This window comes from Shewanella glacialimarina (assembly GCF_020511155.1).
Classification (GTDB): Bacteria; Pseudomonadota; Gammaproteobacteria; order Enterobacterales; family Shewanellaceae; genus Shewanella; species Shewanella glacialimarina.
This window is the reverse complement of the sequence record NZ_CP041216.1, coordinates 3653876-3667700: the sequence shown is the minus strand read 5'-3', so window position 1 is coordinate 3667700 and position 13825 is coordinate 3653876. Positions and strand designations below refer to the sequence as shown.

The following is a 13825-nucleotide window of genomic DNA, read 5'->3' as shown; positions in this document are numbered from 1 at the left end:
GAAATATATTTCTCTAAGCTCCCATTCTATATTTGTCGACTCGTTTAATGGCAAATAACATCCATATCGTCAGTACCACGCCGCAACTCGCGAGTGAAATCCATACACCGAAAACACCGAATGCCCATGCAAAAAGGTAAATTACCGCGGCAATTAATATTAATTTTAACCCCGTTAAAATAGCAGACTCTTTGGTAGCACCAATAGCTTGGAAAAAACTCGCTCCAACAAGTAATAATCCTTCCATAGGCAGTCCCCAAAAATACCATCGTAACCCTTCAATCGCCACAGGGGTTAATTCAGGGTTATTCCCGGCAAAAAGATACACCATCCACTGTGGGCGAGTGTAAATTAAAATAAACCCAATAACGGCGACCAGTAAAGTCATACTAAATGCAATGTGGCGAGCCTCTTTGACCCTGTCGTAGCGACCTGCGCCAGCATTAAAGCTAAAGATAGGCTGGGTGCCAAAAGCAATCCCTTCAAAAACCAAATAGAAGATTGCCTCGGTATAACTAATGACGCCATAAACCGCAACATGTAAAGGTGCGCCTACCCAGAGTAAGGCGGTATTGTGAAGAGTGAGTACTATCGATAAGTACAAATTCATTAAAAAGCTCGGGAAACCCGTCTTAGTAATATCGATGCAATGCTCTGCTCGAAGCCGCATTTGCGACCAATTGATTTTTAATTGCGTTTTAGTGCCAAAAAAATGCTGTAAGCACAATAAGCCAGTTACGGCTTGACTTAACATTGTGGCTATCGCAGCACCTGCTAGGCCAAAGGGATATACCACTATAAATAACCAATCTAAAAAGGTATTTAATATGCCACCAGTAATAAGTACACAGGTGACAAAATGCGGCCTACCATCGTTACGTAATAGTGCTGTAAAAGCTAAAGACATAATAGGAAAATGGCTCAGGGCAAAGTACCAGAATAAATAATCATGGGCACTGCGTAATACCTCCCCCTCAGCCCCGAGTGCAATCAAGATGTCCTTAGCAAACAGGCTCCCACAAACGGCAAAAAATAATCCAGCCAGTAAACATAAACTGAATGCATTACCCAAAATATGCCGAGCCTTGATAATATTACCCTTACCAAGGTTCATTGATACAAGGGCAGCGCTGCCCATTCCTATTAAGGCCCCTACAGCATATAAAATGGCACCGACAGGGTAAGCTAACATCATGCCTGCTAATCCTGTCTCCCCCAAATAGTGGCCAACAAACATACCATCGATGGCAACATAAATACCGGTAATTAACATTGACGCTATAGTCGGTATTGAATAGCGCCAAAAAAGTTTTGCAACAGGCTGCTCTAACAAGCTTAAATCTTGTTGAGCTGGCTGTAATGATGTACCTGTTGACGACATAGACATGACTCAAATAATAAAAAATGATGTTAACCAAAGTGTTTATCTGAAAACACTGAAGTGATATGCAAATTGATGTGTTAGCTGAAAGTATGACCTATGGTAATCCCCCATAAAAATAGATTTTAACGGGTTCTCTTGACCGATGACTATTTTATTATTAATCGCTACAATAGGACACGTCTTGGCTATTACATTTTAAGCGTTTTTCAGAGGTTTTGTATGACCGATACAATTAATCAAGCCTATTTTTGGCCTTGTAATATATACAATTGTCAGAGTAATGATGTTGATCTATTTAGCGCTAAACTCGCAACTGAAATAGCGCGTTTACGCTTTAATCAAATGACTTTAGGATCGGTTGATGATTTGCCTATTAGTCTGTATCAATCAAGCACGCAAAAGAATGATTTACCTTCAGTGTTAATTTGCGCAGGCTTTCATGGCGAAGAGGCCGCTGGCCCATGGGGAATGCTCCACTTTTTACAGCAACTTCCCGATGACATCTTAGAACACCTTAACTTAAGTTTGTTACCTTTAGTTAACCCAAGCGGATTTCGTAACGGACAAAGGTTCAATCTATTTGGTGAAAATCCCAACAGGGGATTTTTGCTTGAACAGCAGCAACCCAAATCGAATCAATATACCTCTGTAGAAGGTAAATTATTACTTCAGCATGCTGATTTATTAGCAAAGTTAAGTCGAGACGGTGTGCTGACATGTCACGAAGATGTGTTGCTTAGTGCTACTTATTTATATTCATTTGAATCAAATTGCTCGCCTGGAACTTTCAGTTTTAGTTTACGAGATGCGCTAGCACAATATTTTGCGCTAGCACAAGATGGTGATATTGATGATTGTCCCGTAAGAAATGGGGTGATATTTAATCATTTTGATTCATCATTTGAGTCTTTTTTAGTCAAGCTTGGGGCCAAACTTGGTGCATGTACTGAAACACCAGGTCAGCAAAATTTTGATCAAAGAGTATTAGCTAACAGCGCCGCAATGAGGGCTTTTATTGGATTATATAAAGCAGATTATTAATGTTTTTAGCAGCAGTTTTATTGTTGCTTGCTGGTGTAGTCGCTAACTAACTGCTGTAATCGTTGCAAATTTTCAGGTTCGGCCAATTCTTGATTAAGTCATTCGACGATATCTCTACTTCAATTCAAATTAGGGTTAAACGCAAGGTAAAACGGAGAATCACTTAAGGTGCCAGCAAAGCGAATGTGAGTAGATTTTTTATACATGTATTGCTGTAAATTAAAAACTTATTTTTATCTGAATTCAAGTGATGCTTATTTTATATTTGTTGGTTTTGGAACGTCACCAACGAAATTGAATTTAAAACACAATTATTTAGGTTATTCTGAAAGCTGAAGTTGCCAAATGTTACTTTGACTTAACTCTATTTGGTCACATGCAAAAAAATGGTGCTTATAAGCCATATTGCAGTTATTAGGCATGCGTCCTGTAAATTCAAAAAGTATTTGTGTCTCTGAATTTTTCAGATTTAATTCCTTATACTTTTTATCTAGCAAATAATAAATTTTACTATCACGTAATTGCCAATGTCTCCACCCAGCAATCGGAAAGTCATTAATTAATAGTGTTTCACTACCTGTGTGTAAATCTAATTGATATAACCCTGAATGATTGAATTTAGTGAAGTACAACTGCTGCCCATTACTTTGGGCGCTATAACCTCCTTTTGTCGTGAGTTGAGAAATTTCACCCGTTTCAGACGAAAGCTGCCAGATATTCCATTGGTTATTAACTTCAGCACTAAATAATATTGACTGCTGTGAATAGGCTACGTGGTGTACCTGTGAAAATTGCTTAGCGAGTTGTTGCCAATTTCGGTTTTTTACAGAATAGCGATATAAGTGATTATTGATACTGGCAATCAGGTCCTGATCATTAACTGACCAAGCCATTGCGCTAATATGTTCTATATCGTCATCAAACTCGGCAGTATAAGCCGCTTGGTTTTCCGATTGAATATAGACTTTTTCTTTACCGGTACGATTAGATTTAAATGCTAGGATGTTACTTTTATTACCTAAAGTGGGCTGCTGACTGATCCATGAGCTTGCGGTTAGTGCAACGGATGACGAGTCTTGCAGTGAATGTCTGAAGATGTTAATCGTTGTCTGGCTTCTTTCTGTAATAATTGAACTTAAATCATCTCCGGCAGCCAGCCTTCCAAATTGATCACTTTTTTCTACCGTGGTTAATATTGATGTGTTGATATCAAACTCAAACAACCCTTCACTATTAGATGCCAGCAAATGATGGTCTGATCGCCAAACTAAGCCATATACATTATCGATAAAGGGAACCTTGGCAATAATACTATTATCGTTAAGATCTATTAACTTAAGATTATCGGCACCATTATCGCTGTACTCAACTACCGCCAAAATTTGATTTTTTGTAGACAAGGAGAACAAATAGTCTCCTAAATTATTGCCTATTTGTTTTGGGTGGGTTAGTTGTTGCTTTCTGCCTGTATCTAATTGATATGCATAAATGGCATAAGGCTCAGATATGCTTGGGCGATATTGATAAATTAGTCTTTTGCTATGTTGATCAAAAGCTAATTGAGTGACGACTCTTTGACCACAATTTAATACTAAATCTAACTGTTTGGTGGCTGGATCCAATTTAACAATTTCACATTCCCTTTGTTGTAAATTATTTAACCGGGATGCATAGATAAAACCATCGGCAGCATAGATTACATCAGTGTAGTAATAGCTATCATGGGTCATTGTTATCGGTGGGCTGTCGGCTTGTTGCATAAACAGTTGGGCATAATCGTCAGCACTGGCTCTATATAGAAAAACCAAACCTTGAGTGTGCGGATCAAATGATGGATTAAAGGCGCTACCCTGAAGGGCTGTTTTCGGTTGCCTATCTAGAATTTTAAGTAATGGTTGTTGGATGCTTGATTGACTAGATTGATAAAAACTTACCCCTACGATGACAAGTAAGATGATAATGCCTAATGCCGTTAAATTGAATGCAGAAAATAATGTGGCAGATTTATTAATTTTAATGTCAGTTGCTTTAGGCTGAGGGAGTATTTGAGCCTGATTACTTGAGTCTGTGTTGGTATTTACTGCGTCACTTAAATTATGGGGTGCTAATAAGGTAGGACACGCGGTGAATATATAACCGACTTTACTGACCGTTTTTAGCCATATTGGAGATGAAGGAGTGTCTTCGATGAGCTTTCGAAGTTCACCAATCGCACGATTTACCGCTGCATCACTGACAACTCTTCCGCCCCAAACCTGTGTAATTAGTTGTTCTCTGGATATGGCTTCTTGAGGATGGTTGCAAAAAAATACTAGCAATTCAAAAATGCGTGGTTCGCAAACTACGTGAACGTTATTTTTTTGTATTTCTACTTTTTCAAGGTCAACGGTAATACTACCAAATGCATAATGCATCTATATCCTTATTATTTAGCTGATCATTATCAATTCATTATCAAACCATTCTTACTTCTTTATTTTTCCTAATCAAGGTAGTGGCACACTTAAACCACAAAAACGATGAAAGGATTATCATGAAGAATATATCGAATAGCATTAAGTATCATACCCAAAAAATGAGTTTTTCACGACATTTGGCCCAATCAATAATGACGTTACCTGCAGCGTGCTTAGCAATATTGAGTTTATTAGTAGGATGTGGAGGCGGCAGTGACAGTCCTGATATTCCAGAAGTTAAGCCACCACAAGCAACTACTTGTGCCGGTACATCATTACCAATCGATGCTAGTTGTATGACGGTCAATAATCGTGATGTCGTTATTTATAAACCTAATGCTGAAATAAAAGGTATCGCCTTATTCCTACATGGTGCGCCGGGAACACCACAGAAAGTGGCGGGCATTTTTGATGCAAAGAGTTTAACAAATGAAAGGCAATTATTATCAGTATCTCCCCAAGGTAGTCATAAGTTTTGGGGATGGGATAGCGAAAACAGTGACAGTGGCGGAGCTATAGATACAGATTTTATCAGTAGCTTACTTGTCCAACTTCGAGCAGAGAATAATATCACAAGCGATAAAGTGTATATTTTTGGTTATTCGGCAGGTGGGTTTATGGCTTATAAGCTTGCATGTGCAATACCTGAGCAAATAACGGCGGTTGTTTCGCTGGCAGGTCAATTTAGGGGATACTTTGACCAATGTACAACATCTACAGCAGTTACGCTGCATCACTTTCATAGCCCGCAGGATTCTGATGTACCCATTTCGGGGCGAACTAATGGTGATATTCAATCTGTAACGGATACATTAGCCCATTGGCGACAAATAAATGGTTGCAATGATGTCGTTACTTCAATCGAACATCCAGCAGTTAATAATACGAGCAGTGGCACCGAAACTTCTGTTTGGCAAGCCTGTTTAAAACCTGTTAGTTTTTCGCAAATCAATAATGTACCGCATGAAGCCGTTTATGATTCTGAAGTGTTAAAGCAAATTTACGCCCCAATATTTAATTAACTATTTATATACTTAATAACATATTTGATTTTTACGGAGACACTATGTACTCAAAAACTGTTTTTCCTATATACATTGCGATTATTTTATTTATAAGTTTATCTGCATGTGATGGTGCATCGTCTTATATTGCTAATGTCTCGGACAATAATCAGCAAAAGGGTGATCTTGGGTCACCAAAGAGTAATTTACCTGTCCCTGATAATCGTTTTTCAAATGAATATAAAATCCTATTATTTGGCAATAGTCATGTGTCAAATCAAGCGGATTTGATCAACAAAATTATCAAGGCTGGCAATAATAAAGCACAAGTTACAGTTGTTAATGCTGGGGGAGGTTTTTTAGATGATAAGGGAAGCCAACTGAGGCGCAATGACTTATTAACAACGCAACGGTGGACGCACCTTATTTTACAGGGGCAAAAATACTCACAATCAGGAACGGTGAGTTACTCAACTTTAGAAACTCAGATTTGGATTGAAAAAGCAAAAAATGAATCAATTACCCCAATTCTTTTTCCTGAACATCCGCAACTAGGACGGAGCAAAGAAGGTAGACAGGTTCACCAGCTTCATTCCAGCATAGCCGCAGTACAAAAATCTTGTGTTGCCCCTATAGGACTAGCTTGGGATAGAGTATTGATGATATCGCCAAGCCTTAGATTACATAGTTCAGATGGTAACCACGCGTCATTAATGGGCAATTTATTTACAGCGTTAGTTTTCTATGAGGTGATAACTGGAAACTCAGCAGACCTATTGCCTTACATTGCTGATATAGACGTTGATGAACCGACTCAACAATTACTCGGCCAAATCGCATCTGAAACCATTCAAGCTAATACACCTTGCTTTTTTGGCTGATAATTAGAAACCATGTTCAGTTTTGACGTAATTCATAATAGTAGAGTAGGTATCAACCCATAGCCTATCTTTGTTTTCTGCTAAATATTGCAGTAATTCATTATGGGCTTTATCACTTACCGTTAAATAGTCGCCTTCAATACCATGAAACACAATGTTAGCTAGCCCCCCTTGGGATTGGACTTCATTAACGAATGCGATCAGGGTTTCACCACTGACATTTTCTGGCATCAGTAATAGATCAAACTTGGGGTCGTATTGAGGGTTATATCCTTTAATCGCGATAAAAGAGTCTCTAATCGCGTTAATATAATTGCCATCAGATACATTAAAATCACCACATGGTGGAGTGAAAGTGCGACTGTTTTTATTATCGATAGCGTGAAGCAGCGTATTGGCTAACAGCACTTCTTGACGTATGTGACTGATTACCTTGGTATCTAAATCATGATATGGCATCACCCAATCTCGCCCTGATATGGATTTACTACAAGTATGGTACAGGGTGTGATTTCCCAGTTCATGACCATTGGTAGCGACTTGACGCCATTGTTCGATGTTGGTGGTCAAGTTTGGGGTTGAAAGAGTAAGGTAGAATGACGCTTTAAAGCCATATTTATCTAGCGCAGGGACTGCATTTATTAACTGGCTATTCAACGCATCATCATATGAAAGGCTCACGGCAGCTTTATATTGTTTCGGCCATTTAAAAACGGCTACTGCTTCATCGGCAAAAACATCAGTAATGACTGTAAGTGTCACTAATCCATAAATAACAAATTTAATGTTCACGCATTAGGTCCTTTATAACAGGATTAAACCACGCCATATTTCAATGGATTTTCATATTAGGTTATGTTTTTTAACATTGATATTTTATGTGATTATCTATAAATTTGTTCTTTAACATTAAGAAAAATTTTTACTAATACTTCAAATATTTAATCGTTATCGATATTTAAACGCACTACATATTAGGTCTAATTTCAGTAAAAGGTCATACTTTAAAATGGAATAGTTGATCTAAAAACACTCTCAAGGATGATTTATGTTTAAACCACTACGCTATGCAATTTTGTCCACATGCCTGTCTAATATCGCGTTCGCAAGCGAGCTGCCTGCTATTCTTGATTACTTTCCCAAGTGTGAACCGATCATTTTAAGTGAATATCATCAGCAGTTAACTTTTATAAATGATGAAAATGATGATGTAACTACTAAGCTAAATGCTGATGATTTTAGAGAGCAATCAATAAAAAATGCATTGTTAGTGGCTCAGCAAAATGGCAAAAAATCAGGTGCTGAAGCCATTATTATTGAGCAACTATTCACCTTAGATTTTGTTAAAAAAGTGGCCGATAATAGTGATGAAGATAAATATGACAATTATAAAATCAACGTCAATATAGAAGCAAAAAACATTACACTTTGTGATAACAAGGAGCTTACGACTAAGCGGACTCCCTTTGGTAGTAATGGTATGAGAGTTCTATTATCCGATACTTCAGTAGTGTTGGCTGTACCAAATAGTAAATCTTTAATGATCAGCGCCGATAAACATAAGCCGCCTAGCGCAAGCGTGTCTGTCAATGGTGCTTATGGCGTTATGTTAGGCGATCCGCTATCTATATTAAAAGCTCAAATGGGGCCTGAAAGTATTAGATTATTAGACCAAGATGGTACCCAAATATTGGGTTATGGCAGAAGTCTATGGTTTTATGTAAAGAGTAATAAAGTGATAGGTATTGCTAAAAATGAGGCTATTCTAAATAGCCATGGCACAAATCTCATCGCGTTTAGTGAAAACTATGATATTGATAATTGGTTTATTAACGATGTCAATTATAGAGACACATATCAAAGTGTTAACCAAAATCTCGATTTGGTTCAGCACGGTGATGAGACCATTGTGTATAGCGACACATCCCAACTATTTTTAGACTTTGAAAGCTTTAAAGTCGATCTATATAAGGACGCTGAGCTTCTATTGAATGGTTTTACAATATTGCCATCAGGTGATAAAAAAAAGTCTGCAAATATTAATTTTACCGCGACAGACTCTATTGAAGTTAGCCATTTTTTTACTATGAATACCGAAGATATGTACCAGCTAGACGATCAACAGCGGAGTAACCAAGTTAACTTAAATGCTGACGGTGTTTGGGTTATTGCTAATGAAAATCTACTTTTTGGTGTCAATGATAAGGGGATTGTTAACAGAATCAGAGTGACGGAATCTATTATTAAAGAGCAAAGTAAACAGGATTTTAACCTTGTGCTTGCACGTTATAACATTCCAGTTTTGAAGTCTGATTTTTTAAAGTTTTATCCAAATGCAGAAGATAATTTTGACAGCGTGATGGTAACTGAAGGCACAAAATTGCTATTTGCGACCTTTGACTCGGATGAAGATAATGCACAATTAATCGATATTATGATTGAGCTTTAGATCAGAGAGTTGACCACGAAGCGACTAAATATTTGTCAGTATGGTTTCAAGCCTGTAATGCATAAAGTTATTTTTGCGACGATTGCTATAAATACAGGCAATGAGATTTTTAATTAATAGTCACTAAGTTGGTCTGAAGATTTCAATATTAGCCATTTAGACTATATTTTACTGACATAGAGTGTATTTTAGGCTAAACATCAAGGATGTAATATGCGTGACAATCAACCTGTAACACAAAAACTGCACGTTTTTAAGCCTCATTTTAGATTGATTTCTGGTACAGATGCCCGAGGCCATATTACCTATTGTAATGATGAATTTGTTGAAGTAAGCGGTTTTACACGTGAAGAGTTGATTGGAAAACCGCATAATCTTATTCGACACCCCGATATGCCTAGTGCGGTGTTTAAAGAAATGTGGTCCTGCATTTCTAGTGGGAAAGTGTGGATGGGGCTGGTAAAAAATAGACGTAAGAATGGTGATCATTATTGGGTCAGTGCGTTTGTAACACCTGTGTTCGAGAACAATAAAGTCGTTGGGTATGAATCAGTCAGAGTGAGCGCTCTTCCATCTGAAATTGCACGCGCAGAGACCATGTATGCCAGATTAAGAAATAATTTACCTCCCAGAAAGATTATTGCCAATGCGTTTCAACTGATTAAGTCTTTAACATCTGTTTGGTTACCATTAATGCTATTGAGTGTTGTTGCGGCTGTAATGGGAGGTGGGATTGAATGTATTTTAATTCTAGTGACTATGCTGATATCGTGTATTTGGACTTATTATCGTAATGAGTCCGATTGGCGTGAACTTTATACCTTAAGTCCAGATTCATTTAACGACTTACTCGTAGCGATGACTTTTTTTGATGACATAGGGGGAAAGGCAAGAGCAAAGCTTGCGTTAGGTTCTGAAATCGCCCGTTGTAGAACCGCACTCACTCGAATTGAAGATTCGGCTCGTTCTTTAGATGTTATTGCAGATAAAACACAAGCGCAGGCTAAAACCACCGCAAAAGCCGTGGCGTTACAAAGTCATTCAACTCAACAAATTGCTTCGGCAATTACTCAAATGTCTACCGCAATTCAAGAAGTTGCGGGGAATGTCGAGCGCAATGCATCAAGTGCAAAACAAGCTCAGGTCACGGTTCAAGAAGGTGCTGAGTTAGCCAACTCCGCTAAAGCATCGATAGATAATTTAAATATATCCGTTACAGACATTGCTAAAACGGTTAAAGAGCTTGTTGATTCAACTAATGAAATTAGCCAAGCCGCGAGCTTAATTTCTAATATTGCTGATCAAACTAATTTACTTGCCTTAAACGCAGCGATTGAAGCGGCTAGAGCTGGAGAACAAGGCCGAGGGTTCAGTGTAGTAGCTGATGAAGTACGCGCATTAGCTTCAAAAACCCGTGAATCTACAGATAAAATTCACGATATTGTAAAAATACTTTCTCAACGAGCTGAAAATGCACTTGAAGTTTCAGGTAAAGGTGAACAAGCCGCTGCCCAAGGCGTTGAAATTGTTGAAAAAACAAGGTTAAAGCTGATTTCTACCAGTGATTCTGTTGAGCTAATTACTCAATTATCAATGGATATGTCTGCAGCAGTTGAGGAGCAAAGTGCGGTAGCGGAGCATATTAATCAGCAAATTATTGAAATAGCTGATGCTTCAGAAGCGACCAAGGAGTCATCGGAAACATCTTTACAAATGAGTCATGATTTACATGATTCCGTTACAGCAGTTCGTTCAATTATCAGGCGCTTTGCTGTAAATACTTTAGGTGACAAATAAGGCACTACATTCCAATTTCAGATGCGATTTCGTACTAGTTTTCAAGTGATATGGACATTTTATTAAGGTATAAATTGTCCATTAATATTGGATTTAACGGTACTAAAAAACCAGTGTTAAATCCTTTATTATTCTCCTCATTGACCTAGCACTATGAGGAAATCATCCATGTCTCACCCAATTATTCAAGATTTAGAACGTCGTTATACCGTAAAAAAATACGATTCAAATAAACGTATCTCTGCTGAAAATATTGCAGTGCTACAACAAGCTATGCGTTTATCCGCGTCTTCAATTAACTCGCAGCCTTGGAAGTTCATTATTATTGAAAGTGATGCGGCAAAGCAGCGTTTGCATAATACTTTTGCAAACAAGTATCAATTCAATCAGCCGCATGCAACTGAAGCTTCACATATTATTCTATTTGCACATAATCCTGCTTATACCAAAGATGATTACCGCAAGGTTGTTGATGTTGAAGTGTCCTCAGGTCATTTGCCGGCAGACATGTATGACAATATGCTTAATGGTGCCTTTGCCTTTGCTGAAGCTAATACTAATGACGCTGGCTTTAATGGCGAATGGACTAAGGCTCAAACCTATATTGCCTTAGGCAATACTCTGCATGTATTAGGGCGTTTAGGGATAGATTCAACTCCTATGGAGGGTGTTGACTCTGAGCTTATTGGTGAAGAGTTTAAGCAAGAATTAAACGGTTATGTGGTTGAGGTGGCATTAGCCATTGGATATCACAAAGAGGGCGAGGATTATAATCATGGTCTGCCTAAATCACGTTTACCGATAAAAGATATCTTTACCGTATTGTAATTAGCATAACCTGACACGGACTAAAAAAGCTTATTTAGTCCGTGTTTTATTGTGGTGGGTCAGATGCGCTAAGTTGGTGAGTGGTGTTGAGTCATTAAATCTGCTATCAAATTGTTGACCTTAAGCGAGGAATTGTATTGCTAATCACATTCAGAATATTTATGTCTGGTATTTAATGAGACGATCGGTCTATTATTGGTGATGAACATAGAAACAGTAAAGCCTCGTCGTGGTCGCCCTCCAAAAGCCAACCGTGACAACCAAGATACTAAAGCGGCATTAATCCGCAGCGGCCTAGAGCAATTAACTGAAACCGGTTTTGCTGGTTCGGGTATTGATCTTATTTTAAAAAGAGTGGGCGTGCCCAAGGGGTCGTTCTATCACTATTTTTCCAGCAAAGAAGTTTTCGGCCAAATTGTGATTGAAAACTACGCCGCCTATTTTATGTATCAGTTAGATAAGTGTTTGTCCGATGAGTCTTTACCCGCACTCCACCGGCTCAGTTTATTTGTTGATAAAGCTAAGCTTGGTATGGAAAAGTACCATTTTAAGCGTGGGTGTTTGATTGGCAATTTAGGTCAAGAAGTCGATTTACTACCAGAGAGCTATCGTCGGCAATTGATTACTGTTTTTGCAAGTTGGCAGCAGCGATTGTCCCTGTGTTTTGCCCTCGCACAAGTTAATAATGAGATTAGTCAGTCTATTAATTGCGACAAGTTAGCTGAAATTTTTTGGGTCGGTTGGGAAGGTGCAGTCAGCCGAGCCAAGCTAGTCCAAAATACACAACCCTTACAAGATTATTATGATTTTTTTATGAAAAGTTTCCATTAAATACACTTATCTAGACTTGCTTGTCATGAGCCGTAAATAGGTAGTATTAATAGAAGCATGAATTGGTTTTATAAATTTTTTACATTTAAATAGACGATCGGTCTAATTGGAGGTTTTATGTTTCGTGGCATGTTAATTGAGGAAGACGAGCAAGGTTATCGCGCAGCAGTAAAAGATATTGATGAGTCAGTTTTACCAGAAGGTGATGTTACGGTTAACGTCCAATACAGCACATTGAACTACAAAGATGGTTTAGCGATTACGGGTAAAGGCCCAGTTGTAAGACAGTTTCCTATGGTGCCAGGGATTGATTTAGTCGGCGTAGTGGAACAATCTGATAGTAATAAGTTTGTCGTCGGCGATACCGTGTTATTAAATGGTTTTGGTGTGGGTGAAGTACATTGTGGTGGACTTGCCCAAAAAGCGCGATTAAAAAGTGACTGGCTTATTAAGCTGCCTAAAGCGTTTTCTGCTCGCCAAACAATGGCCATTGGCACAGCGGGATATACCGCCATGTTATGTGTCATAGCATTAGAAAAAAATGGTGTGACTCCTGATAAAGGTGAAATATTAGTTAGCGGCGCTAATGGCGGCGTCGGCAGTTTTGCCATCGCTATTTTAGCCAAGCTAGGTTACCAGGTAGTTGCGTCCACAGGGCGTGCTGATCAAGTTGATTATCTAAAAGGCTTAGGGGCTAAAGAGGTTATTGATCGTCAATTACTCTCTGAACCAGGGCGTCCCTTAGCCAAAGAGCGTTGGGCGGGAGCGGTTGATTCTGTTGGTAGTCACACTCTGGCCAATATTTGCGCGAGCATTAAATATGGTGGCACAGTTGCTGCCTGTGGTTTAGCTCAAGGTATGGATCTGCCCGCAACCGTTATGCCATTTATTCTACGGGGGGTGACATTGGCTGGTATTGACAGTGTTATGCGCCCTATTAGTGATAGAGAAGAAGCCTGGCAGCGTTTAGGTGAGATTTTCGCTAATCCAAGTGAACAGGCTATGTTTGATAATATTTCAACAGAGATAAATCTGAACGGAGTAATACAAGCAGCCGAAGATTTAATGGCGGGTAAAATCAGAGGTAGAATTGTGGTTGACGTCAATGGATAACATCTAAAGTTTAATTTCTACCTTAGAAGCTGTTATTGATG

At 38.6% G+C, this 13825-nt stretch carries 11 protein-coding genes; 8 read left to right on the top strand and 3 right to left on the bottom strand.

The genetic code is table 11. The features are described 5' to 3' along the window. Positions 1-13: 13 nt before the first annotated feature. Positions 14-1381 carry an MATE family efflux transporter gene (locus FJ709_RS16020; RefSeq protein WP_226411031.1) on the bottom strand — a complete coding sequence of 456 codons (1368 nt, stop codon included), beginning with the start codon at positions 1379-1381 and terminating at the stop codon, positions 14-16. A gap of 222 nt (positions 1382-1603) precedes the next feature. Between FJ709_RS16020 and FJ709_RS16015 the strand changes: the two genes are divergently transcribed. Next, positions 1604-2425 carry an N-acetyl-ornithine deacetylase gene (locus FJ709_RS16015; protein WP_226411029.1) on the top strand — a complete coding sequence of 274 codons (822 nt, stop codon included), beginning with the start codon at positions 1604-1606 and terminating at the stop codon, positions 2423-2425. A gap of 320 nt (positions 2426-2745) precedes the next feature. Here FJ709_RS16015 and FJ709_RS16010 read toward each other — a convergent pair whose 3' ends face one another. Further along, a complete protein-coding gene (locus tag FJ709_RS16010) occupies positions 2746-4839 on the bottom strand; it encodes a winged helix-turn-helix domain-containing protein (RefSeq protein ID WP_226411027.1) in 2094 nt (697 codons plus the stop codon). A 119-nt stretch (positions 4840-4958) separates the two neighbouring features. On the opposite strand from FJ709_RS16010, the gene FJ709_RS16005 reads away from it, so the two are divergent. Both FJ709_RS16005 and FJ709_RS16000 read left to right on the top strand, forming a co-directional pair. Beyond that, positions 4959-5903 (top strand): alpha/beta hydrolase family esterase, encoded by a 945-nt coding sequence (locus FJ709_RS16005; protein ID WP_226411025.1) that lies wholly within the window; start codon positions 4959-4961, stop codon positions 5901-5903. A gap of 44 nt (positions 5904-5947) precedes the next feature. Further along, positions 5948-6766, top strand: coding sequence for a hypothetical protein (locus tag FJ709_RS16000; protein ID WP_226411023.1), 819 nt, complete (start codon positions 5948-5950; stop codon positions 6764-6766). A 3-nt stretch (positions 6767-6769) separates the two neighbouring features. Here FJ709_RS16000 and FJ709_RS15995 read toward each other — a convergent pair whose 3' ends face one another. Next, on the bottom strand, positions 6770-7558 hold the full coding sequence (locus FJ709_RS15995; RefSeq protein ID WP_226411021.1) for a polysaccharide deacetylase family protein: 789 nt from the start codon (positions 7556-7558) through the stop codon (positions 6770-6772). 256 nt (positions 7559-7814) lie between these two features. On the opposite strand from FJ709_RS15995, the gene FJ709_RS15990 reads away from it, so the two are divergent. The 5 genes from FJ709_RS15990 (at position 7815) to acuI (ending at position 13784) form a co-directional block, all read left to right on the top strand. Then, a complete protein-coding gene (locus FJ709_RS15990) occupies positions 7815-9215 on the top strand; it encodes a hypothetical protein (protein WP_226411020.1) in 1401 nt (466 codons plus the stop codon). A gap of 213 nt (positions 9216-9428) precedes the next feature. Then, on the top strand, positions 9429-11012 hold the full coding sequence (locus tag FJ709_RS15985; RefSeq protein ID WP_226411018.1) for a methyl-accepting chemotaxis protein: 1584 nt from the start codon (positions 9429-9431) through the stop codon (positions 11010-11012). Positions 11013-11180: 168 nt separating this feature from the next. Next, positions 11181-11840 (top strand): nitroreductase family protein, encoded by a 660-nt coding sequence (locus tag FJ709_RS15980; protein ID WP_226411016.1) that lies wholly within the window; start codon positions 11181-11183, stop codon positions 11838-11840. Positions 11841-12041: 201 nt separating this feature from the next. After that, entirely contained in the window at positions 12042-12671 is a 630-nt protein-coding gene (gene acuR, locus FJ709_RS15975) for an acrylate utilization transcriptional regulator AcuR (RefSeq protein ID WP_226411014.1), read from the top strand. 117 nt (positions 12672-12788) lie between these two features. Next, positions 12789-13784 carry an acrylyl-CoA reductase (NADPH) gene (gene acuI / locus FJ709_RS15970; RefSeq protein ID WP_226411012.1) on the top strand — a complete coding sequence of 332 codons (996 nt, stop codon included), beginning with the start codon at positions 12789-12791 and terminating at the stop codon, positions 13782-13784. The last annotated feature ends 41 nt before the right edge of the window (positions 13785-13825 follow it).